Source organism: Photobacterium sp. ABD4_091 (assembly GCF_056160145.1).
The window spans coordinates 479,310-502,676 of record NZ_JBSWWQ010000001.1 but is presented as its reverse complement, the minus strand read 5'-3'; the positions used below and the strand labels follow the sequence as shown (position 1 = coordinate 502,676).

The 23,367-nt window shown below is 49.1% G+C and carries 19 protein-coding genes and 1 tRNA gene; 7 read left to right on the top strand and 13 right to left on the bottom strand.

What is annotated here, in order from left to right; genetic code table 11:
* Window positions 1–99: 99 nt before the first annotated feature.
* Window positions 100–972 (top strand): bile acid:sodium symporter family protein, encoded by an 873-nt coding sequence (locus tag ACXAGQ_RS02060; protein WP_475251403.1) that lies wholly within the window; start codon window positions 100–102, stop codon window positions 970–972.
* A gap of 90 nt (window positions 973–1,062) precedes the next feature.
* Here ACXAGQ_RS02060 and ACXAGQ_RS02055 read toward each other — a convergent pair whose 3' ends face one another.
* Window positions 1,063–1,650 carry a UPF0149 family protein gene (locus ACXAGQ_RS02055; RefSeq protein ID WP_475251401.1) on the bottom strand — a complete coding sequence of 196 codons (588 nt, stop codon included), beginning with the start codon at window positions 1,648–1,650 and terminating at the stop codon, window positions 1,063–1,065.
* 244 nt (window positions 1,651–1,894) lie between these two features.
* Here ACXAGQ_RS02055 and ACXAGQ_RS02050 point away from each other — a divergent pair.
* Window positions 1,895–1,982, top strand: a tRNA-Ser gene (locus tag ACXAGQ_RS02050).
* Between the two features lie 120 nt (window positions 1,983–2,102).
* Here ACXAGQ_RS02050 and ACXAGQ_RS02045 read toward each other — a convergent pair.
* The gene (locus tag ACXAGQ_RS02045) at window positions 2,103–4,592 is read right to left on the bottom strand and encodes a Lon protease family protein (protein ID WP_475251399.1); all 2,490 of its coding nucleotides are present in this window, start codon (window positions 4,590–4,592) and stop codon (window positions 2,103–2,105) included.
* 151 nt (window positions 4,593–4,743) lie between these two features.
* On the opposite strand from ACXAGQ_RS02045, the gene ACXAGQ_RS02040 reads away from it, so the two are divergent.
* Window positions 4,744–5,475: a PHP domain-containing protein gene (locus tag ACXAGQ_RS02040; RefSeq protein WP_475251397.1), complete on the top strand. Its 732-nt coding sequence runs from the start codon at window positions 4,744–4,746 to the stop codon at window positions 5,473–5,475.
* A gap of 6 nt (window positions 5,476–5,481) precedes the next feature.
* Here ACXAGQ_RS02040 and dsbB read toward each other — a convergent pair whose 3' ends face one another.
* Together dsbB and nhaB are read right to left on the bottom strand one after the other, a co-directional pair.
* Complete coding sequence (gene dsbB / locus ACXAGQ_RS02035; RefSeq protein ID WP_475251395.1) at window positions 5,482–6,000, bottom strand: disulfide bond formation protein DsbB; 519 nt, start codon at window positions 5,998–6,000, stop codon at window positions 5,482–5,484.
* Between the two features lie 234 nt (window positions 6,001–6,234).
* Window positions 6,235–7,827 carry a Na(+)/H(+) antiporter NhaB gene (nhaB, locus tag ACXAGQ_RS02030; protein ID WP_475251393.1) on the bottom strand — a complete coding sequence of 531 codons (1,593 nt, stop codon included), beginning with the start codon at window positions 7,825–7,827 and terminating at the stop codon, window positions 6,235–6,237.
* Window positions 7,828–8,383: 556 nt separating this feature from the next.
* On the opposite strand from nhaB, the gene fadR reads away from it, so the two are divergent.
* On the top strand, window positions 8,384–9,235 hold the full coding sequence (fadR, locus tag ACXAGQ_RS02025; protein ID WP_475251391.1) for a fatty acid metabolism transcriptional regulator FadR: 852 nt from the start codon (window positions 8,384–8,386) through the stop codon (window positions 9,233–9,235).
* Between the two features lie 91 nt (window positions 9,236–9,326).
* Here fadR and ACXAGQ_RS02020 read toward each other — a convergent pair whose 3' ends face one another.
* Genes ACXAGQ_RS02020 through ACXAGQ_RS02010 form a run of 3 tightly spaced genes read right to left on the bottom strand, consistent with a single transcriptional unit; the run spans window position 9,327 to window position 14,120 of the window.
* Entirely contained in the window at window positions 9,327–10,856 is a 1,530-nt protein-coding gene (locus ACXAGQ_RS02020; protein ID WP_475251389.1) for a SpoVR family protein, read from the bottom strand.
* Between the two features lie 23 nt (window positions 10,857–10,879).
* On the bottom strand, window positions 10,880–12,151 hold the full coding sequence (locus tag ACXAGQ_RS02015; RefSeq protein ID WP_475251387.1) for a YeaH/YhbH family protein: 1,272 nt from the start codon (window positions 12,149–12,151) through the stop codon (window positions 10,880–10,882).
* A gap of 34 nt (window positions 12,152–12,185) precedes the next feature.
* Window positions 12,186–14,120 carry a PrkA family serine protein kinase gene (locus ACXAGQ_RS02010; protein ID WP_475251385.1) on the bottom strand — a complete coding sequence of 645 codons (1,935 nt, stop codon included), beginning with the start codon at window positions 14,118–14,120 and terminating at the stop codon, window positions 12,186–12,188.
* A 574-nt stretch (window positions 14,121–14,694) separates the two neighbouring features.
* Here ACXAGQ_RS02010 and ACXAGQ_RS02005 point away from each other — a divergent pair.
* Window positions 14,695–15,075 carry a VOC family protein gene (locus tag ACXAGQ_RS02005; protein WP_475251383.1) on the top strand — a complete coding sequence of 127 codons (381 nt, stop codon included), beginning with the start codon at window positions 14,695–14,697 and terminating at the stop codon, window positions 15,073–15,075.
* A 75-nt stretch (window positions 15,076–15,150) separates the two neighbouring features.
* On the opposite strand, the gene ACXAGQ_RS02000 is transcribed toward ACXAGQ_RS02005, so the two are convergent.
* The gene (locus ACXAGQ_RS02000; RefSeq protein WP_475251381.1) at window positions 15,151–16,026 is read right to left on the bottom strand and encodes a D-hexose-6-phosphate mutarotase; all 876 of its coding nucleotides are present in this window, start codon (window positions 16,024–16,026) and stop codon (window positions 15,151–15,153) included.
* A 276-nt stretch (window positions 16,027–16,302) separates the two neighbouring features.
* Window positions 16,303–17,298, bottom strand: a complete 996-nt coding sequence (gap, locus tag ACXAGQ_RS01995; RefSeq protein WP_475251379.1) for a type I glyceraldehyde-3-phosphate dehydrogenase — start codon at window positions 17,296–17,298, stop codon at window positions 16,303–16,305.
* Between the two features lie 347 nt (window positions 17,299–17,645).
* Here gap and msrB point away from each other — a divergent pair, with 347 nt between their 5' ends.
* Window positions 17,646–18,047, top strand: coding sequence for a peptide-methionine (R)-S-oxide reductase MsrB (gene msrB / locus ACXAGQ_RS01990; RefSeq protein WP_475251377.1), 402 nt, complete (start codon window positions 17,646–17,648; stop codon window positions 18,045–18,047).
* 76 nt (window positions 18,048–18,123) lie between these two features.
* Here msrB and ACXAGQ_RS01985 read toward each other — a convergent pair whose 3' ends face one another.
* Window positions 18,124–18,936, bottom strand: a complete 813-nt coding sequence (locus ACXAGQ_RS01985) for a DUF2989 domain-containing protein (protein WP_475251375.1) — start codon at window positions 18,934–18,936, stop codon at window positions 18,124–18,126.
* Between the two features lie 195 nt (window positions 18,937–19,131).
* Here ACXAGQ_RS01985 and ACXAGQ_RS01980 point away from each other — a divergent pair, with 195 nt between their 5' ends.
* On the top strand, window positions 19,132–19,440 hold the full coding sequence (locus tag ACXAGQ_RS01980; RefSeq protein ID WP_475251373.1) for a YeaC family protein: 309 nt from the start codon (window positions 19,132–19,134) through the stop codon (window positions 19,438–19,440).
* Between the two features lie 26 nt (window positions 19,441–19,466).
* Here ACXAGQ_RS01980 and ACXAGQ_RS01975 read toward each other — a convergent pair whose 3' ends face one another.
* The 3 genes from ACXAGQ_RS01975 to sppA form a co-directional block, all read right to left on the bottom strand.
* Window positions 19,467–20,135, bottom strand: coding sequence for a glutathione S-transferase family protein (locus tag ACXAGQ_RS01975; protein WP_475251371.1), 669 nt, complete (start codon window positions 20,133–20,135; stop codon window positions 19,467–19,469).
* A gap of 131 nt (window positions 20,136–20,266) precedes the next feature.
* The gene (gene ansA, locus ACXAGQ_RS01970; RefSeq protein ID WP_475251369.1) at window positions 20,267–21,277 is read right to left on the bottom strand and encodes an asparaginase; all 1,011 of its coding nucleotides are present in this window, start codon (window positions 21,275–21,277) and stop codon (window positions 20,267–20,269) included.
* Between the two features lie 89 nt (window positions 21,278–21,366).
* Window positions 21,367–23,217 carry a signal peptide peptidase SppA gene (sppA, locus tag ACXAGQ_RS01965; RefSeq protein WP_475251367.1) on the bottom strand — a complete coding sequence of 617 codons (1,851 nt, stop codon included), beginning with the start codon at window positions 23,215–23,217 and terminating at the stop codon, window positions 21,367–21,369.
* Window positions 23,218–23,367 lie beyond the last annotated feature (150 nt).

Genomic DNA, 23,367 nt, shown 5'->3' with positions numbered 1-23,367 from the left:
CGTACTGCCTACCAGCAAAGAGCGACCTTGGGTCGCTCTTTTTCTATGTGCGATAAGCCTAGGTGGATTACACTCTAGGTTTTACAAAGGAGGTTTTGAATGGGACAGACAATGCTCACAGTTGCTTTGCCCATCGCGTTGGCTTGGATGATGTACTGTGTTGGCCTGACACTGTCTGTGGCTGACTTCAAGCGGGTTGGCCGTTATCCGCTGTTTATATTCTCCGGCCTGGCAGCCCAACTGGTTGGTTTGCCGCTGATTGCCTTGGCTTTGATTCATTTTCTCGGCCTGCCGGAAGTGGTTGCTGTTGGACTATGGCTATTGGCGCTGGCACCGGGCGGAGCATCGTCTAATGTCATCACGCATCTATGTGGCGGTAATACCGCGCTGTCCATTTCCATGACGGCCGTAAGCAGTTTGATCATCCCATTTAGCCTTCCTTTGCTGTTGCCTGTGGTACTGAGTGATACCCAATTGGTACTGCCTCTGAAAACTGCCATTTTACAGCTAGTCATGGTGACGCTGGTACCCGTGACAATCGGTATGGCTTGCCATCATTTCGGTCAAGGCAAACGTTATGCGAGCTTTGCCAAGTGGGCAGGGCGTTCTTCGATTTGGGTGTTGATGTTTACGGTAACCATTACTCTGGCGGCTAATACTCAGGTATTCCAGCAGCTGTTCTCTAGTGCATCGATTGTTGCGATTGCTTTGTGTTTATTGGGAATGGCGTTAGGTGTGGCCGTTGCCCGTTTGCTCAAAGGCGGGGAGCAGTTGACCAAGACACTGGCTATTGAAGTCGGGATCCAGAATGCAGGAACTGCAATTTTTGTGGCAGTGGTACAGCTTAAGCAACCCGAACTCGCACTGACGCCGCTGTTGTATGGGGTGTTAATGAATATCCCGGTAGTGGTGATGATCTACCGCCATCAGCGCGGGCGGTTGCGAGCTTTGTTTGCCCGCGAGCCAAACTGATCTCACCGTGATATAAAGCCGTGATACAAAAAAGACGGCCACTCAGTACGGGTTGTACTGGTGGCCGCCTTTTTTTTTGTCTGCTATATATTAGGCTTCTTCTGCACCTTCGTTGACCAGCTGGTAGCCACGAATAGTCAGTCCGCACAGCATCGTTGGTAATGAAGTGAAGATTTCTTCAAATTGGGCCAGGCCGTCAGCGCCTTCTTGCGAAAGGGCCTCCATCGCATTCTCTGGATCATACAGCAGGCTGAAGCATAGCAGTACACCACCCAGCAGTGCGTTGTGCTCGCTCTCTTCCGGCATAATCGTTTCCCAGTCATCGCGGGAAAGCTGCCAGCCCTGAAGTATACCTTCAGAAAATTCGCGGGCATCGCTTGAGACCAGCTCTTTGTCATCGAGAGCACAACCTTCAGGCCATTGCCAGCTACCTTCTAGCAAGGCTTGGCGGCTCTCGTTCCAAAGGTCAATAATGGCATTGGCGTAGCTTTCAAGCTCTTCTTGGCTAGTGAAAGGCGCAGACTCTTCGCCACCCCACATGAAGGCTAGCCACTCGGACGGGTTGATAAGGTGAGGAGCCGCTGCCATTGCTGTCACAAAACCACGGGTCTGGGCTTCGGAAAGCAACTGTTGGGCCAGCTGCGGGTTCTCCAGCAGTGTGCGTAAAGATGAAGACATAATTCGCTCTCGTATATTTAGTATCAGGGGTGATCCAACGCAACCTTGCCGCTGGAAGAACACGATTTTATACGAAGTATTGTAACAGGGTAGTGAAGAAGGTGGCACTGTTCACCGGTATTTCGGGAACTTTGCTGCAATAGTAAACACTCGATTGATTGTGCTATGTTTTTTGTTGACCTTTGCCGCCCCAGCCACTATAGTAGCGACCCTGTTGAGGCGACATGCCTTGGCAATACAATTTGGTGAGGTGTCCGAGTGGCTGAAGGAGCACGCCTGGAAAGTGTGTATACGGCAACGTATCGAGGGTTCGAATCCCTCCCTCACCGCCATATTTCATGAAAAAGCCCGTTGATTATCAACGGGCTTTTTCGTATCTGATAATTGGTCAATTTTATCTTGGCCCCCACCATTATCTAATGGGCAAATGCGCCTTGCTTTTCGTTCTTGCCTTAGCGTTTTTGACCCGTCCGGGAACCGTTTATCGCACGGCTGAGTGCCTTGTTCATTTGCTTGATCCGCATAACAATTGCGGCATTGATACTATGGGGCGGATAGTGGCTTTTGGTATTCGCTCTTCCCATCTGCTGGTCGGTGAGCAGTGCCATTATCTGATTAATATGGTCAACAGCCCATATATGAAACTGGCCCTTGGCCACTGATTGGCGGACCTGTTGGCTGACCATTAAGTGGACAGTGTTGGTTTTCGGAATGATCACGCCTTGTTTCCCAGTCAGGCCACTAGCGTTGCAGATATCAAAGAACCCTTCAATTTTCTCGTTGACCCCTCCAATTGCTTCGATATTGCCATGTTGATCGATGGCACCAGTTACGGCAATACTTTGTTTTAGTGGAATTTGTGCAATCGCTGATAAGAGTGCACACAGTTCGGCGGCTGATGCACTGTCACCATCGACCATACCATAGGACTGCTCGAAGGTGAGGGTGGCCGAAAAGGCGAGTGGTTGCTGCTGCTCGTACTGTTCGCGCAGGAAGGCGGTCAGGATCATTACTCCCTTGGAGTGGCTCGGACCGCTGAGATCTACCTCCCGCTCAATATTGATAACGCTTCCTTGGCCGAGGTGCACGGCTGCAGTGATCCGGCTCGGATGGCCGAACAGACAGTCGTCAAGGCTGATCACCGACAGGCCGTTTATTTGCCCGATGGTTTCTCCCTCAATCGCAATCTGGCTGATCCCGCGATGAATATTATCCGTTATGCACTCTTTAAGGTAGCTACTCCGAACGCGGCGGGTGTCAATTGCTTGTTCAACTGTAGCGGCGGTGATCATCTTAAGTGTCTGTTGCTCTGCCCAGTAGTTTGCCTCGACTATGATCCCGCTGATCGTGTCCCGGTGCAGTGTCATCTTTTCGCCATCTTCAACCAGCCGAGAAGCATGCTCAATGATCCTTGCCACCGCACTACGGTCGAGTGGCCGTGCCTGTACCTCTGTTTGCAGTGCTTTGATAAACCTCGAGTAGAGCCTGCATGAGTCCGCTGTACGGCTAATCTCCTCTGAGCAGTCTGCCTGGATCTTGAACATCTGGCCGAAGTCGGGATCGTAGCGCTTGAGCAGGTAGTAGGTCATACGGTCGCCGACCAAAATAACTTTGATATCGATAGGTATTGCATCCGGCTCCAGCGTGGTAAGCGCTGTGACACTGAGCTGCTGCTCGAGCGGTTGGATCTTGATTTCTTCAGATAGCAAAGTGCGCTTGAAGACATCCCAAACAAAGGGCTTGTTGAGCAGTTGGTTCACGTCGATGACTAGGTAGCCGCCGTTCGCTTGATGAAACGCCTCTGGCTTGATTAGGGTAAAATTGGTGATAAAAGTACCGAGCTCACCCTTGTGTTCGATTCGGCCGATTAAATTGGTATAGGTCGGGTTGTCTTCATATATCACCGGGGGAGAACGGTGCTGACTGTTGTCGACAATGATATTGACTTCATAGATGGTGAAGGGGCTAAAGCTGAGTTTTTGTCCGGTATATTCGTTCACCTCTGTCTCAAGGCTACCGTTGAACAGGGGGATGTTACTGAGGATGTGCTGTTTGAGGTTTTCGATATGCCGCTTGATACATTCGATAGCCATGATATCGGCAGGGAGTTGCCCAACAAGATAATCGAGGGTACTGGCGACAAATTCTCTTTCCAACTGCTCTTTTTTGCCCCTCATCTCCTGATCCCAAAACGGCACTTGCTTGATCAGGTTGACAAGCATCAGCCTGAGCTCTTCGACCGACTCATCGATTACTTTCCGTTCGTCTTCTGGGAGCTTCTCGAACTCCTCTTTGCTGATGATTTTGTCTTTTTTGACCGGGTGAATAACATAGCCTTTATGAGAGCGCTTTAAGACGCAACTTTTTTCTTTGGCTCGGGCTTCGATAGCCTGGAATGCCGCGATCTCTTTGTCGTTGAGCTCATTTTGCAGCTTGTCGATGTTATGGATGAATTTGTCGTTTTGCAATAATGAAGGCACGTTTTTTTTCAGCCCTTCAATGAGTATTTGGAGGCTCTCCTTTAGTCGGATTCCCATTCCCGCAGGCAACTGAAGAGCAACGGGTCTGCTGTTGTTGCCGAAGTTATTGACGTAACACCAGTCAGAGAGTTTTTTGTCAGTATCGAAATGCTGGGATAGTAGCTGTTTGGCCATCGAAAGCTTGCCGAGTCCCGCTGAACCCATGACAAAGATATTGAATCCCTTATTAGGGATCCCGATGCCGAGTTTGATGGCCTCTGCGGCGCGCTTTAGCCCCAGGGGAGTATCCGTCGAGTCTATTTCTTCTGTCGTCTCGAAGTCGAAAAGAGCGGGATCACAAGGATGGAACAGTTCGGTTGCTTTGAGTTTGGCCGCAGTTGTCACTTGGTCGGTTTGCGCTGAATGGCTGGATGAAGCCATCGCTTTGCGTTGTTGATTGGCCTTAGAGTGTGAATCCTTCATGGCATCGGCTTTTCCGGCATATCGATATATCGCTAAGTATAATAACCATTGGGCAATTGGCAGCTTCAACTGTTAGAGCGAAGCTTAGAAAGTGCTATTTTCGGGCCTATCAAAGCTGAGGATTTCTCCTATCTTTAAGGTGGAGGGGACTATGATTGAGTTTGATAAGCTTTCCAGTTTTTTCTCTGGCTATTTTCAATTTAAGCCTAGAGATAAGTTTATATATCTTGATTTCCATCTGCACACTGTAGCCGCAGAGGGAGCAACGATAACGCCTTCGGTCGTGTCTTTTCTGTTGGAACAACCCCATTTGATCGCGGTGACAGACCACAACGATATCAGGGGTGCTGCTGCAATGTGTGAAATTGGTATGAACAATATTCCGAGTATAGAGCTGGTTTGCGAGGATGGTTTTGAATTGCTCGTCTATTTTAACAGCCTGCAAGACCTCGAATCTTTTTATGCAAAGGAAGTAGAAAAGAGCAAACATCGCTACCGGATGGCGAGGACGGATAAGGGGATCGATTACTACCTAGATTTGTTGCAAGAAAGGGACTGTTACCTATCAATCCCGCATATCAATGGGTTGGCCGAGAAGAATTACTTGAAAAATATGCCTCAGATGAAAAGTGTGATTAAGAGGGTCGATGCTATCGAAACTTATAATCATGCACTTCCCAAGAACAGAAATGTTAATGCACAAATTATCAGGCGTTTTTATCAGTTAGAGGCAACGTTTGGTAGCAGCGCTTTCATTAGACATGAGCTGTTGTCTTTTTGCCGTTTTCTCGGGCAAGAAGAAAGGCGCCATCGGCGGCTACTGGGTAGCTTATACCAACGTCCTTCGAGGGTGGGGCTTGCCCAGCGCCGGGCTGGGCAATGAGCTCGCTTAGGCTTTCTTATTGCCAAGGATCTGCGCAATCACAATAACCGCAACAGCCACCAAGTTGGCCGCGAAGATCACTTCCAGCCATTGAGGCATGGATAGGCCGAAGAACTGCCATACGATTTTGCCGCAGTCGCCAGAGGCTTCAAACATCCAAGGTACCCACTGGTTGAGCGGTGCCCAAGCCGGGAAGTTCACGTCCAGCGCGCAGGTTGCAGACCAAGGGAACTCAGGGAACTGGTAGCCGATATGTTCCTGGGCCAGTGCCAGACCTTGGTAGGAGCTATAGGCCCAGCCAGCTAGGCCTGCCCAGCGAACCACGTTGTTCTTCGGTGCAATCATCCCCACGATTGCTGCCACCGCGATCCCCATCATGGCAACACGCTCGTAGACACACATCACACACGGGTCGAGCTTCATCACATGCTGGAAGAACAGGGCGCAGGCTTCAAAGAAAATGATGAAAGCCAGTAAGATAGCCCACGAAAGGCGGCTTTTTGAAAAAGTATTTAAAAAATACATACGGTGTTCCCGATTGAAAGGTTAACTGCTAAACCGGCTCGCTCAGGCTTGTATCAAAAAGCGTGAGCCGATTTAGCACTTAGCCATAGCATTATAATGACCAAGAAAATGCTAATTTCTGTCAGTAATTTGCCTTATGAAATAAATCTTAGCACCAATTAATGACGAAAAATACAATAAAGCCCTGATGATTCAGGGCTTTAATACAGACAATCAGAGATTGAAAAAATTCAATTAATGGCCAACTGCAGGCGCAATTTGTGAAGCAGCCTCCACCGTGCCCTGGGTGATCCAGCCTAGGTCATAGAACCACTGTGTCATTGGTACCAGTGTGAATTCGATACAGGCAAGGCCGACCAGCGATAGCACGATAGTGTATGGCAGCGCCATGTATACCATGCGGCCGTACGACAGGCGGATAAGCGGTGCCAGTGCAGACGTCAATGCAAACAGGAAGGCAGCCTGGCCATTCGGCGTTGCCACTGACGGTAGGTTGGTACCGGTATTGATAGCAACGGCCAGCATATCGAACTGATCACGGGTAATGATGCCGTCTAGCAGTGCTGCTTTTACCTCATTGATGTAGACGGTACCCACGAATACATTGTCTGACACCATGGAAAGCAGGCCGTTTGCGATGTAGAACATGGTCATCTGCATGCTACCTTCAAGGCTCAGCACCATCTCGATGATAGGTGCGAACAAGTGCTGGTCGATGATCACCGCAACAATTGAGAAGAATACAGCCAATAGCGCGGTAAAAGGCAGCGCCTCTTCAAACGCTTTACCCAGAGCGTGTTCGTCAGTAATACCGGTGAATGAAGTTGCCAGGATAATAACAGTCAAACCAATCAGGCCAACCGCAGCTAGATGCATGGCCAGGCCAACAATCAGCCAGATAGCAATGACAACCTGAACGATGAGCTTAGCGTAGTCCAAGTTGGTACGGCGCTTGCGCTCTTCGTTGTCAAACTCAACCAAGATGCGTCGTACGTTTTCCGGCAGACGGGCACCGTAGCCGCAGATCTGGAATTTTTCAACCAATACACAGGTCACGAGGCCGCACAGGAACACGGGTAGGGTGACAGGCAGCATCCGGATAATGAACTCGCCAAACAGCCAACCAGCCTGGTCGGCAATGATCAGGTTCTGCGGTTCGCCCACCATGGTCATTACACCACCCAGCGCGGTACCGATACCGGCATGCATCAGCAGGCTGCGAAGGAATGCACGGTAGTTTTCCAGGTCATCACGGCTGACTTCCAGGATATGCTTGTCCGACGTATGGTCGTGAGAAGAATGGGGCTCCTGGCCCGAAGCCACTTTGTGGTAAATGCTGTAGAAACCAATGGTCACACTGATCACAACGGCGATAACCGTCAGGGCATCAAGGAAGGCTGACAGGAAGGCCGCCATCACACAGAATGACAATGAAAGCAGGGTCTTGGACTGAATGCCGATCAGTATTTTGGTGAAGATATAAAGCAGCAGCTGCTTCATGAAGTAGATACCAGCCACCATGAAGATCAGCAGCAGCATAACTTCGATGTTGGCAACCAGTTCATGCTTGACCATCTCGGGGCTGGTCATGCCAATAGCGACCGCCTCGATTGCCAGCAAACCACCCGGCTGTAGCGGGTAGCACTTCAGTGCCATGGCCAGGGTAAAGATGAACTCAATAACGAGTAGCCAGCCAGCCACGAATGGGTCGACAAAGAAGAAAACAAGCGGGTTGATGATCAGGAAAGCAATGATGGCGACTTTGTACCAGTCGGGTGCTTTACCTAGGAAGTTTTTTATAAAGGCGTTCCCTAGCGAAATTGCCATTTGTTCGAGTCTCTATATACGCAAATACTAAAAAAACGAGCTGCGTTGCTATCTTGCCTTTTGAAGTCCGAGAGCAGGATAACCATTATATTGTTGTTCTGGTTAAGTGTTCTTTTGAGACCCTCTAAGCTAAAGACCATTTCCTTGATGGTGTTTAACTTAAAGCAGGCAGCAGCATCCATTCAGCTCCCAGAGTGAAAACGTGCTAACTCTACCGCGTGATCCATCGCAGTCAAGTGCTTACAGATGAAGTTATTTAAGATTGTGAAATTTCATCGCAAAACAAGGCTTGTACGGGTATTTTTCACGTAGCTTTGAAATATATGCTTACAATTTTCATTTTACGTTGAGCTTCGTCAAGTTTTGGTTCGACGAATCTTTGAGCTGAATTTTGCGTGCGCCTTGTATGCTAGGTGCATATCAAGCTCGCTGGAGTGAATGGTTATAAATAGACAGCCGAGATACTTCTTTTGGTAATTAGGTAGGCATTAGGTAAAGACTGGTGGTATGATGAGTTAATAAAAATAGAGCAAGAAGCAACTGGAAAACTGATCAGATGGTTATAAAGGCTGATAGCCCAGCAACATTTGCTGAGAAATATATTATTGAGAGTATCTGGAATAATCACTTCCCACAGGGCTCAATCCTTCCCGCAGAACGAGAGTTGTCTGAATTAATTGGTGTTACTCGTACGACTCTTCGTGAGGTATTGCAGCGTCTGGCGCGTGATGGCTGGTTAACCATTCAACACGGCAAGCCGACCCGGGTGAACAATTACATGGACACCTCCGGCCTGAATATTCTCGACACCCTAATCACACTTGACGGCCAAGATGTTCAGGGCGTTCTGGAAGATTTGCTTTCAGCCCGCACCGATATCAGCAGCGTCTACATGCGTTATGCTGTTAAAGGCAACCCTGAAGAGTCTTCAGCGCTGATCAATCATGTGATTGAAGAATGCGAAGCCTTGTTGAAAGCCGACAGCTTCTCTGACTACATCGAGCAAAGCGAAGACAAAGCAGAGCTGATGCAGGAAGTGAAGAAGATTGTTGATAAGTACGGCAAAGATGATCCCCAATTGTGTGAGGCGATTTCCCGTGCCCGCGCATTCAACTACTTTGATTACCGTATGTTCCAGGGCATGGCCTCTAAGTCGGGCAATACCCTGTATGTACTGACTATCAATGGCCTGCGCAAAATCTACACCCGCGTTGGAGGCTACTACTTCATGTCTAAGGAAGCCTGTGAGCTTGCTCTCGACTTCTACCGCGACATGAAGGCATATTGCGATAACAGCCAGCCCGAGTTGGTCGCAGACCGTATCCGCAAATACGGCCGCGAAAGTGGAGCGATTTGGTATGACAACCGTATTGAAATTGCTCGATACTTGTACGAAGAAGAGCAGTAATCGGGTTTTCTAACCGCGGACAGAAAAAAGGAGATGCCTAGGCATCTCCTTTTTGTTTCTAAATGTTAGTATTTATGTAAGCGATGGTGGGCTAGATCTCGGTATTGTACTGTGCCCGGTTAGGGCAGGTTCCCAAGATATGCGAGCGGCCGTCTGGTAGCTCTTCTTCCAGTGTGACATCAAAGCCCCATAAACGGTGCATGTGCTTAAGTACTTCCTGGTGGCTGTCGGCTAACGGGATACGGTTATGTGGTACATAGCGTAGGGTTAGCGAGCGGTCACCTTTGAGCGCGACATTCCAAACTTGGATATTCGGTTCGTTGTTGCTGAGGTTGTACTGCGATGACAGTTTCTCCCGGATCATCCGGTAGCCTTCCTCATTGTGGATCGCACTGACCTCGACGTAGTTATGGCGGTCGTCGTCATTGACGGCAAACAGCTTGAAGTCCCGCATCACCTTAGGAGACAGGAACTGGCTGATAAAGCTTTCGTCCTTGAAGTTCTCCATGGCAAAGTGCAGTGTATCCAGCCAGTCCTTGCCGGCAATATCCGGGAACCAGTATTTATCCTCTTCGGTTGGGTTTTCGCAAATCCGGCGGATATCCTGGAACATGGCAAAGCCCAGAGCATAGGGGTTGATCCCACTATAATACGGGCTGTTGTAGTCCGGTTGGGCCACCACGTTGGTATGGCTGTGCAAAAACTCAATGATGAACCGATCCGTCACCAAGCCCTCGTCATAGAGATGGTTGAGGATGGTGTAGTGCCAGAATGTTGCCCACCCTTCATTCATGACCTGGGTCTGTTTCTGCGGGTAGAAGTACTGGCTGACTTTACGTACGATCCTGACCACTTCACGCTGCCATGGCTCCAGTAATGGGGCATGCTTTTCAATAAAGTAGAGGATATTCTCCTGTGGCTCTGCCGGGAACCGCACCTCTTCGGCTTCGACTTCTTCCTCCTGTGTCACCGGAATGGTTCGCCACAGTGAATTGACTTGCGTTTGTAGGTAATCTTCCCGGGCTTTCTGGCGCGCTTTTTCCTCGACCATAGAAATCTTCTGCGGTCGCTTGTAACGGTCGACGCCATAGTTCATCAGCGCATGGCAAGAATCCAGCAGCCTCTCAACTTCATCGACACCGTATTTTTCTTCACACTCGGTGATGTATTTACGGGCGAACAACAGGTAATCGATGATTGAGCTGGCATCGGTCCATGTTTTGAATAAGTAATTGCCTTTGAAAAACGAGTTGTGGCCGTAACACGCGTGGGCCATAACCAGAGCCTGCATGGTGATGGTGTTTTCTTCCATCAAGTAGGCAATACAAGGATCTGAGTTGATCACAATTTCATAGGCGAGGCCCATCTGACCGTGTTTATAGCCTCGCTCAGTTTCGATAAAACGCTTACCAAATGACCAGTGATGGTAGTTGATAGGCATACCAATACTGGAATAAGCATCCATCATTTGTTCGGCAGTGATGATCTCGATTTGGTTGGGGTAGGCATCAAGCCGGTAGTGGTCAGCTACCCGCTTGATTTCCTTATGATACTGATCCAACAAATCGAATGTCCAATCTGGACCGTCACTGAGTGTCTTAGATTTGGCGACTGTCTCCATAGCACATTCCCCCTAAAGCGATGTTAACTGACTTGCTTTTTAAATAGCTCCCGGAATACAGGGAAAATGTCTTCCACACTCCTTATGTTCTGCATCGCAAAGTTACTGTGGCTGGCTTGTAGCGCCTCATATTCCCGCCATAGTGTTTGGTGTGCCCGGCGTGTGATTTCGATGTATGAGTAGTAACGGGTGACTGGCAAGAGCTCTTTGTCCAGCAGCTCTCGACAGCCAGGTGAATCATCCGCCCAGTTATCCCCATCCGACGCCTGTGCCGCGTAGATGTTCCATTCGGCAGGGGAGTAGCGTTTTTTCACAATCTCATTCATCAACCGCAGTGCACTCGACACTATGGTGCCCCCAGTTTCCTGGGAGTAGAAGAACTCGTGCTCATCCACCTCTTTGGCTTGGGTATGGTGGCGGATAAACACCACGTCGACATTTTTGTATGTCCGGTTTAGGAACAGGTACAGCAAGATATAGAAGCGTTTTGCCATATCTTTAGTTGCCTGATCCATCGAGCCCGAGACATCCATCAAGCAGAACATCACCGCTTGGCTGCTTGGCTGAGGTCGACGTTCATAGTTTTTGTAGCGTAGGTCAAAAGTATCAATGAACGGTACGCTGCTGATCTTTTGCCGTAGCGCTTGGATCTCGTCTTTCACCCGCTCTTCCTCGAAAGGCTGAGCTGGTTCGGTGTTCATAAGCAGATCCAGTGTTTTCTCCAGCTCGCGAAGCTGACGGCGTTTGGCTGCTGTCATTGCGGTGCGTCGCGCCAGGGAATTCTGGAGCGATTTCACAATCGCAATATTGGCCGGTACGCCTGACGACTTGTAGCCCGAGCGGAAGGTTTTCCATTCAACAATTTTGTTGAGCTGGTTCTTCTCAAGGTTTGGCAACTCCAAATCCTCAAAGAGCAAATCGAGATACTCATCTTTGGAAATTTGGAATACGAATTCATCCTGGCCTTCACCGTCTGGGCTTGCCTGTCCTTCACCGGCGCCGCCTTGTCCGCCCCCTCCTTGGGGGCGTTCAATACGGTCTCCGGGGCTGAACTGGTCGTTGCCCGGGTGGACAACTTCACGTTGTCCACCACGGCCTTGGTGAAAGCTTGGCTCGCGGATGTCACGGTTCGGAATCGTAATATCTTCACCGCTTTCCACATCGGTAATCGAACGTTTGTTTACTGCATCAGCAATAGATTCTTTGATCTGCTGCTTGTGGCGACGCAGGAAACGCTGACGGTTTACCGTGCTTTTGTTTTTACCGTTGAGCCTTCGGTCTATGAAATGCGCCATAAGCTCTCCCCTTATTCATCCCATCCACGCCAACTTAAGAAGACTTACGTACGCGTAGGTACCACTCGGAAAGTAGACGTACCTGCTTGCGGGTATAGCCTTTCTCCATCATACGAGCAACGAAGTCATCATGTTTCTTCTGCTCCTCGGTAGATGTCTTGGCATTGAATGAAATCACTGGAAGTAGCTCTTCGGTGTTGGAGAACATTTTCTTCTCGATAACCGTACGAAGCTTCTCGTAGCTGGTCCAGTTCGGGTTCTTGCCGGCATTACTTGCACGAGCACGCAGTACGAAGTTGACGATTTCGTTTCGGAAATCCTTCGGATTACTGATACCGGCAGGTTTCTCGATTTTCTCTAGTTCGTTGTTGAGTGCGGCGCGGTCGAATAGCTGCCCGGTCTCTGGGTCACGGTACTCTTGGTCTTGGATCCAGAAGTCGGCATAGCTGACATAGCGGTCAAAGATGTTCTGGCCGTACTCAGAGTAAGACTCTAGGTAAGCAGTCTGGATTTCTTTACCGATAAACTCGACGTACTTCGGAGTCAGGTAACCTTTCAGGTGCTCAAGGTACTTCTCGGCCAACTCTTGCGGGAACTGCTCACGCTCAATCTGCTGCTCTAGGACATAGAACAGGTGGACTGGGTTAGCGGCCACTTCGGAGTGGTCGAAGTTGAATACGCGAGAAAGGATCTTGAACGCGAAACGGGTAGATAGGCCGGCCATACCCTCATCGACACCGGCATAATCGCGGTATTCCTGGTAGGACTTGGCTTTCGGATCGGTATCTTTGAGCGTTTCACCGTCGTAGACGCGCATCTTCGAGTACAGGCTCGAGTTCTCAGGCTCTTTCAGGCGAGAAAGCACCGAGAAGCGGGCAAGAATTTCCAAGGTAGAAGGTGAGCATGGTGCCGACGATAGTTCAGAGCTCTGCAGCAGTTTCTCGTAGATTTTGATCTCTTCGGAAACACGCAGGCAGTATGGCACTTTGACAATGAAGACACGGTCAAGGAAGGCTTCATTGTTCTTGTTGTTACGGAATGACTGCCACTCGGATTCGTTGGAGTGTGCCAAGATGATGCCGTCAAATGGCAATGCGGATAGTCCTTCGGTACCGTTGTAGTTACCTTCTTGCGTTGCGGTAAGCAGTGGGTGTAGGACTTTCAGTGGTGCCTTGAACATCTCGACGAATTCCATCAGGCCTTGGTTGGCCTTACAGAGTGCACCGGAGTAGCTGTAAGCATCTGGGTCATCCTGAGCGAAGTGCTCAAGCTGACGGATGTCGACCTTACCAACCAGTGACGAGATGTCTTGGTTATTTTCATCACCGGGTTCGGTTTTGGCAATACCGACCTGGTCAAGAATAGAAGGGCGAACCTTGACGACTTTGAATTTAGTAATGTCACCGCCGAATTCATGCAGGCGTTTAGCGGCCCAAGGCGACATAATGGTGTTTAGGTAACGATCTGGAATACCGTATTCTTTTTTGAGAATATCGCTATCTTCGCCTTTGTCGAACAGACAGAACGGATGGTCGTTGACTGGGCTGCGCTCACCATTGGCTGTTAGCACATAAACTGGCACCTTCTGCATGAGGCTTTTCAGTTTTTCAGCCAAAGATGATTTACCGCCACCTACCGGACCCAGTAGGTAGAGGATCTGTTTGCGTTCTTCCAAGCCCTGTGCAGCATGTTTTAGGTAGGAGACGATTTGCTCAATGGCCTCTTCCATACCATAAAAATCTTCAAAGGTTTTATAGCGGGAAATAACGCGGTTTGAGAATAGTCGGCTCAAGCGTGGGTCTTGAGCGGTGTCAATCATTTCGGGTTCGCCAATAGCCATCAGCAAACGTTCTGCTGCATTGACGTAAGCGCTTCGGTCGTTACGACAGATCTCAAGGAACTCTTGCAATGAAAGCTCTTCATCCTTGGATTCTTCATAGCGTTGACGATAGTGGTCAAAAATACTCATGGTATGCCCCCTGAATCGTTCTTTAATCAATTAGAAAGGACGAAAACACAAATCTTTCACATCCCCCATATCTTAAGACTAGACCTAACTGATTAAATTGCTTGACTGAGTTGTTGGTTTATAAACTAAATTTCCTTTTTCGATATTCCTTACAAGCTGAATGTTTTTTGCTCATTCACTTACTATCCTCCTATAAATCGCGTTCTGCAAGAGTTGGTGTTTAAAAAAAATCACGATTTTGTTGAGATATTGTGATAGCGAGGCCTTGTGTAAATGAATAGTCAGATATGATGAATTTTATTTCCAGTGCAGAGCTATTTGCTGAATGCAAAGGATTTCATTGCTGCAAGATGGTGAAAAGTTAGGGTAGGGGAGGTCATGATGGCTTTTTTGCAAAAAAAGCGATTTAGCGACTTCATTTTTGCAAATAAGCGAAGAGTCAGACAACAATCTTGAACACCATTTGTGTCAAACCCCGGTGTCAAAAAAGTGCGAGGCGGAGTTATTTTGTGCGCTAAATCAAAAACTCTGGCTTAAGCTAGAAATGTGCCGATATTTGGGGGGAGCATAATTAATGAGTATTTCTCGTGTTGATACTGTATCTATCCCGGTTTCTGATCAAAACCTAGCGTTAGCATTTTACCGGGATATGTTGGGATTTGAGCTAATCCGCGATCACCAAGCTGACCAACATAAACGTTGGATTCAGCTCGCGCCCAAAGGAGCAGAAACGACGATTAGCTTAGTTATGCCTTTTGGCGGGATGAAAGCTGGGTCAGTGCAGGGGCTAGTGGTTCAGACTGACGATATTCACTCAACCCATGATGAGCTGTCAAGCCGGGGGGTGCCACTGTCAGAGATTGTTACCTTGATCGGTGGACGCTTTGCGACCTTTGCCGATCCCGACGGCAATGGCTGGGTGTTGATAGAAGCTAACACCCAGATGCTGGCATAACGGTGTATGGCCCTATTCGGCGGGACGCACCCAAGCAACGAGGCGTTACCCGGGCGATCCCTGCTTGAAACCAGCTTAACGTTTAACGCTGATCTCTGTGGTCAAGGTATGTGACTCACCAGGCGCAAGCGCTACACTCGTGTCGTTATGAATGGTCGACTCGACACATACCATTGTTTCGAAGCTATCGTCTGCCATATCAGCCATGCTGACTGACAGGTCTTGCCAAGGGTTCCAGATCACTGCAGCATTGTGGCCGCTGTTGGTTACGGCAATTTGGCGGCGCTGGTGGTCATGGATCATCACTGTAGATTCTGGTTGAGTGTAAACACGGTCCACTTCACCTTCAAAGCTCAGTTGTTCACCGCCATGGCAAACTTTGCCGGCCTGAGTGCTGTCTTGGTATTCGCTACCCATTTGGGTGATGGCCGTGTTATAGATGCTTTCCACATTGAAATAAGTATGAAGGGCACCCGAGAAGCTCCACTCGGTGTCGCCAGTATTGGTCGAGGTCAATGAGACCTTCAGAGTGGTGCCAATTTCGAACGTCAGCACATTACTGAACTTGTGCGGCCATATTGCACGGGTCGCTTCAGAGTCCTCTAGGGTTAAGGCAACAATCACGCCATTGTCGTTCTCGCGATGCTCTTTGAGAGCCCATTCGCTGTTGCGGGCAAAGCCGTGTGATGGGGTGGCAGCTTTGCCGAACCAAGGCCAGCATACAGGGATCCCGCCGCGGATTGCTTTTGTAGTATCGAATTCCGCTTTTTCGCTGAGCCAAATTACCTCATCTTCACCTTGGGGCTTGAACCAAACAAGATGCCCGCCATGCAGTGAAATACCAGCCTCAGCCTGGGCATGTTTGATTCTTACAATCTTGATCCCTTGGTGCTCGCAGATAGTGACAGCATCTGATAAGGCCGCCACAGTTGGAAGAGTATTGAAGTCCATCAGACTATCCTTTGGTTGTAGCAATGTATAAATGATTGCCACCTTGGTGGAAAAGTAACAGTCAATTCTACACTTATTTTTATTTAAAAAATAACCAAGCCTATTAAAAATTATTTGTTAAATTTGTAATTATTTTTTAGCTGCATTTTCATGCTTTAGGCTTGTGGCTTCTTTTTTAAAGCTTCTTATTGGGAAATAGTGGTGCAAGTTTGAAAAACAGATACAAAAAAGGCGACACCGCAGCGTCGCCTTTTATCATCTAGCTAAAAGCTTACATTACTTAGAGATGTGAGCGATTAGGTCTAGAACTTTGTTTGAGTAACCGATTTCGTTGTCGTACCAAGATACAACTTTAACGAATTTGTCAGTTAGAGCAACACCAGCTTTAGCATCGAATACTGAAGTCTGAACTTCACCGATGAAGTCTTGAGATACAACCTGATCTTCAGTGTAACCAAGAACGCCAGCCATTTCGCCTTCTGAAGCAGCTTTCATAGCAGCACAGATTTCGTCGTAAGAAGCAGCTTCTTTAAGGTTAACTGTTAGGTCAACTACAGAAACGTTAGCAGTTGGTACGCGGAAAGCCATACCAGTTAGTTTGCCGTTTAGTTCTGGAAGAACAACGCCTACAGCTTTAGCAGCACCAGTTGATGATGGGATGATGTTCTGAGAAGCACCACGGCCACCGCGCCAGTCTTTAGCAGAAGGACCGTCAACAGTCTTCTGAGTAGCAGTAGTAGCGTGAACAGTAGTCATAAGACCAGATTCGATGCCCCACTTGTCGTTAAGAACTTTAGCGATTGGCGCTAGGCAGTTAGTAGTACAAGAAGCGTTAGAAACGATGTCTTGACCAGCGTAAGAGTCTTGGTTAACACCCATAACGAACATTGGAGTTGCGTCTTTAGATGGACCAGTTAGAACTACTTTCTTCGCACCAGCTGTGATGTGCTGACGAGCAGTCTCGTCAGTTAGGAAGATACCTGTTGCTTCAGCAACAACGTCAACACCGATTTCGTCCCACTTAAGGTCCGCTGGGTTACGCTCTGCAGTTACGCGAACTGTTTTGCCGTTAACGATTAGGTTACCACCTTCAACTTCAACAGTACCGTTGAAGCGGCCGTGAGTTGAATCGTACTTAAGCATGTAAGCCATGTACTCAACGTCGATTAGGTCGTTGATACCAACAACTTCGATGTCGTTACGCTCTACAGAAGCACGGAAAACAAAACGTCCAATACGGCCAAAACCGTTAATACCTACTTTGATAGTCATTACAGTTGCTCCACAACTTAATTTCTAATGAAAGATAACTGGTAGTAAAATTACAGAATCTAATGTGATGCTGCAAGTGAAAAACGAACTTAAATTGCGTGAGGTCAAAAAAAAGTTCGGATCTTTTTTACATTCCCACTACAACGCTGCAAATTTATACAGAAGTTGTATGAATATCCATCATGGCTGTTATTAACTTTTAATATCAACACGAAGCCCACCCAAAATATGCTTAAATGAGCAGTGAAGATGTAAAATCCTTTCGAGCAGAAAGTATGTGCCACAGTTGACGCAATTGGCAACCATTTTTCAAAATTGATAACGTGAATATTAAAAAGGGAAATATAATGTCAGCCAAATCAGACTCTTATTGGCGTGAGAAACTGACGGAAGAGCAGTATCACATCTGTCGTGAGCAAGGAACCGAAGCGCCATTTTCAGGTAAACTGCTCCATAACCGCGAAACAGGTGTTTATAGCTGTACCTGTTGCCAGGCGCCATTGTTCCACTCAAGCGGCAAGTATGACTCAGGTTGTGGTTGGCCGAGTTTCGACGCCCCTATCGAGCGGGATGCTATCCGCTACCTGGAAGACAACAGCCATGGTATGCACCGGATAGAGATCCGCTGCGCCAAGTGCGACAGCCACCTGGGCCATGTGTTTCCAGATGGACCGAAAACGACAGGAGAAAGGTATTGCGTGAACTCGGTCTCCTTGATCTTTGATAGCCAACCGGACGATAAGTCTTAAAGGATGGCTTGATTAAGAATGGCTTGATTAAGGATGCTTCATCAAAATGCTTAGCCCTGCTCTGCCAGCAGGGCTTTTATTTTGCCATCGCGGCGTCGAAGTTACCGTCATGGAGTGCTTGGGCAATACGTTCAGCCTGGTCGTTAAGCGCACTGCGGCGTTCGTCGCTTATTGGGTAGAACGCATTCAACTTGTCTTGGCTGGCAACAGGCAATGCCAGCTCGCTGCCTACTCTGGCCCAAAGGTAGGCTTTCTCCGCTTCGCCACTCTGGTGGGATAATGTCGCTAAGCTTTGGATGATTTCTGGCTTAATCTTCGGTTGCTTGCCGTAAAGCTCCAAGGCGCGTTTGAGCAAGGTAACCGTCTTCTCCTGATCTTTTGTCGTATAGAAGGTCGCCAGCGCTAGCTGCATCTCAGGTGTGTCCATTTCAGGTGTGCCTTCCAGGCGCAAAAACGTTCTCAGCGCTTCCTTGTCTCCCTGGCTCCATCGGAAATAGAGGATTTCTGGATCATTGGATTCACTCAGTTCGTTGTTTAGCCGCTTGATTGAGGCATAGGCACTGAGCATGGCTTGTGTCCGGTGGGTTTTGCGCTCTTTTAATTCTGTCGGCTCTATGCGGGCGGCATATTCCAGGCATTTCTGATAGTCGTACGTGTACTTGAGCTCTTTAAACTTCTCTTTATCTGACGGGTTTTTTAGCACATCGTACCGTTGCCAAATGAGATTGACCCGTTGCAGGCGGCACTGGCCATCATTAAGGTTGGTATCAGCACAAAGCTGTGGCTCGGCCTGGCACAAGCTGTCTGTAGAGCGGTGGCGCTCGAAGCAACCGCTAAGCAAGGCCAAGCAGGCCAGCAAAAGTGTGAGTTTTAGCGCGGGTTTTCTCATTTGGCTTATCAGTGACTGTAATAAAGTGAATCTTGTTAACGAGTTTATCAAAATAGAGATAAAAGACTGCGGCGGGCCGCTGATTTTCAGCAGTGTGATCCCCCAAGCATTTTATCGACGTATTCTTGGCGAGCTTTAGAGGAAACTGTTATTACTGCGGGCAAGAAATGCTAATAAAAGGAAAACAGAACAGCCATGGAACTAGACACTCTGCTTAACGCGATGACCCCAGAAGTTTACCAGCGCCTTGCTACCGCTGTTGAGATTGGCAAGTGGCCTGACGGCACGCCGCTGACCCCTGAGCAGCGCGATTCTTCTATGCAGGCCGTTATGCTCTACCAGTCCCGCCATAACGCTGAAGCTGCCCATATGACAGTGGAGAAAGGTGGGGAGATTAAATTTAAGTCCAAGGCGGAGTTGAAAAAAGAGTTTTCGGGCAACGATACGTCAGTATCAGAGAGGGCGCCTGATGACATTGCCCGTTTCGAACATGACCAACTGTAAATTTACCCCCTTGCGCACTTACTCTCTTATTTAATCGTACCCAATACCACGGGCGGGCAATAAAAACTTGCCAGCTCGTGGTCTTCTTCAGTGACTAAGTTAGCTACCCACGGCTCCTGCTCGATACGGGCCAGGAAGCTATCTAGCGCTGGGTAGTGGGAAAAACGCAAACCTGCCATCCAGCCACTTCGCAACACGCTCCACAGGCTGATTTCCGCCATCGACAAATGATCGCCAATATAGCCCTGTTCGGGCAGTTGTTCTTCTAAATACTGAATGGCTTTTGGTAGGTGTACCTCAAGGCATTGCTCAACGGCCTCTTCATCAACCTCTTTGCCGAGCATCTGACCCCTGAGGATTTTCTGGTAGAACAATACGCCACCAATTAGTGAAGTGAGCCGGGTGTCTGCATACTCTTCCAGCCAACGGATTTTCGCCCTGGTCAATGCACTGCCGGGGTACAGCGGAGGAACCGGGTACTGATCGTCAAGGTAGTGGGCGATGACCGTCGAGTCCATGATGCTGTGCTGGTCGATTTCCAACACAGGAACTTTCCCTAGCGGATGGCGCTTTTGGGCCAGCTCTTTCTCGACGTAAGGGTTGAGTGGCTGAAGCTCGTAGGTGATCCCTTTATAGGCAAGGGCTAGCATGATTTTTCTGACAAAGGGTGAAATCGAGGAGCCGTGTAGGATCATAATGTACGCATGGCCTTTCGCTGACGGGAATAGTCAAAGTGTAGCCGAGTAGTTGATTTTGAGAGAAGAACAATAAAAACGGCAGCCAATGGCTGCCGTTTTTGATATTGGGGGGGATGCAAAGTGGAGACTTAGAGAGTAAGCTCGCCACGCAGATCTTGTTGCATCAGGCTGCGTACGTTTTCTACTGGAAGCTCTTGGCTCAGTAGGAAATGCAGCTTGGCCAGTGCAGCTTCCGGCGTCATATCGTAACCACTTAGGACACCGGCATCGGCCAGGGCACAACCTGTGGCGTAGCCTCCCATGTTGACTTTGCCTGACAGGCACTGGGTCAGGTTCATCACAATCACACCACGGTCGCTCGCTTCCTTGAGCTGCTCCAGCAGTTCAGGGTTCTGCGGGGCATTACCGACACCGAATGTCAGCAGGATCATCGCATTGACTGGCTGGCGCAGGGTGTTGCGGATCACTTCTGGTGAGATCCCCGGGTACATGGTGATCACGCCAATTGGCTGTGGGGTAATGTTGTGAACCTTGAATGCCCCTTCCGGCTTCTTGTCGATTTCAACATTGTTGAGTTGGATGTTGATACCGGCTTCCAGCAGCGGTGGCAGGTTAGGTGAAATAAAGGCACCGAATCCGTCTGCATGGGCTTTGGTGCTGCGGTTGCCACGGATCAGTTTGTTGTTGAAGAACACTGTGACTTCATTGATCGGGTAGTTCGCGGCAACGTGAAGGGCATTGAGCAGGTTGCTCTGGCCGTCGGAGCGCAGTTCCGCAAGCGGGATTTGCGAACCGGTGACAATAACAGGCTTGTCGAGGTTTTCGAACATGAAAGACAGGGCAGAGGCGGTATATGCCATGGTATCCGTACCATGCAGGATCACAAAACCGTCGTACTTGTCGTAGTTCGCTTTAATATCATCAGCAATGCGCTGCCAATCCGCTGGCGTCATATCCGACGAATCGATCAGGGGATCATATTCGTGGATGGTGAACTTTGGCATTTCTGCACGATGGAATTCTGGCATGCTTTCCAATTGCTGTTCCATAAAACCAGCAACGGGTACGTAGCCATGGTCTGACTTCTGCATACCAATTGTGCCGCCCGTGTAGGCGATGTAAATGTGTTTTCTTTCCATATGAAGGTACAGAATTATCGGTTTGGTGGGCGCATTATACGGGGTATGTAGCGTAAAAAAAGCCCAGCGATGCCGGGCTGATCTCACTTTTAAAGATCTGGGCAGTTTACACAGAAGGCATATTGCCCTTTTGGATCATTGAAGTTACCAAGGGTAGAAAGGTCTGTTACAACTTTTTGTGTAACAGGTTGCATTGCCTCTGGCAGCTCCCCCCATACCATTTGGTGGAAGTAGGCTTTGGCTTCAGCGCCGAACTGTTGCATGAACATTTCAGCCGTACTCAATGGCTTAGCCATCCAGCGCACCTCGTAGTCTTCACCCAGCGTCGCCAGCTCAGCGGCACTGGCAATGGCATCATCGAAGTCACCGAGCTCATCGACCAGACCCAGGGCAAGGGCATCCTTACCGGTCCAGACCCGGCCCTGCGCCACGCTGTCAGCTTGCTCGAGTGTCATATCTCGGTATTGGCCGACCAGGCCGATGAAGCGCTGGTAACCGTTTTCGATACCTAGCTGGAAGATCTCAGCGATACCTTCCGGCAGCTCGCGGGTTACGCCGACACCGGTGAATGGCGTCGTGCCCACACCGTCGCTGTAAATGCCCATCTTCTCCAGGCCTTTCTCGAACGTAGTCAGGATGGCAAAGATACCGATAGAGCCGGTAATGGTGGTTGGCTGGGCCATGATCTTGTCAGCAGAAGCCGAAATCCAGTAACCGCCTGATGCCGCAACACTCGACATGGATACCACCACCGGCTTGCCAGCCGCTTTCAGGGCATCAACTTCGTTGCGGATCACTTCCGATGCAAAGGCGCTACCGCCCGGGCTATCGACCCGGAGAATGACCGACTTCACTTTGTCATCAAGGCGAGCTTCGCGCAGCAGGGCCGCCGTGGTATCTCCGCCAACGTTGCCTCTTTGCTGAGGACCGTCCATGATGGCACCGCTTGCAACTACGACAGCGATTTGGTTGTCGCTTGGCAACTGGGTATCACCAATGGTGGGCTGGTAATCGTAATAGCTGATCTGGTTGAAGCTGTGGTCGTCGTTCTCGCCAAAGGCTTCGATAAGCTGTGCCCGCAGCTCAGGACGGTTCACCAGTTCATCGACCAAGCCCATCTTCTTGCTTAGCTTGGCGAAATCACCATCTACGCTTTTCAGCTCAGTGACAAATTTATCTAGCTGTGGGGTCAGTGTGCTGGCGTCAATTTGGCGATTGTTAGCCACATCAGAGGTATAAGCGCCCCAAAGCTGGTTTAGCCAGGCAGTGTTGGCCTCACGGGCTTCGTCAGACATACCATCAAGGGTATAAGGCTCGACAAAGGATTTGTAGGTACCGACACGGAACACATGGGTGTTGACGTTAAGCTTCTCGAACAAGCTCTTGTAGTAAAGGGTATAGCTGCCGTAACCGGTTAGCATGACGCCGCCATCCGGTGACATGAACACTTTGTCAGCGTAGCTCGACAGATAGTACTGGCTTTGCTTGTAGTGGTCGCCAATGGCGTAGACAGGCTTGCCCGACTCCTTGAACTCTTCTAGTGCTTTGGCGATATAGCGTAGCTTGGTCAGGTTGGTTTCGCTCATGTCACGCAGGTTGAGCACCAGGCCGGATATCCGCTCATCGGTGGCGGCGGTACGCAGGGTCTCGACAATGTCGAACAGCACGTTTTCTTGGGTTTGTTCACCGCCCAGTGCACTGCTAGTGAGGCTGTCTAATGGGCTGGTATTGCTACGTTGCTCGACGATAGGCCCCGACAGATCCAACACCAGTGCTGCCTGCTCCGGTAGCTCCGGCTCTTTGCCGCTCTCGGTGAAGGCGAAGAACAGCGCGCCAATGATAACGAGGAATAGTAAGTTGATGATCAGCTGGCGGGTAAAGCTGATCAGTTTCCATATCCAACGGAAGAGTTTGCCAATTCCTTTAAAGATCACTTTCATGAAGTTTCCTGATTTTTCGCCAAGGCTCTGAGCCTGCTTATTTCACAATCTATATAAGATTGGACGTAATAATAATGATTTAGTTCTGTATCTAAATGTATATGCTAACCGAGTAATAGAGGAAATACAGTAATTAATAGAATTAGGTGA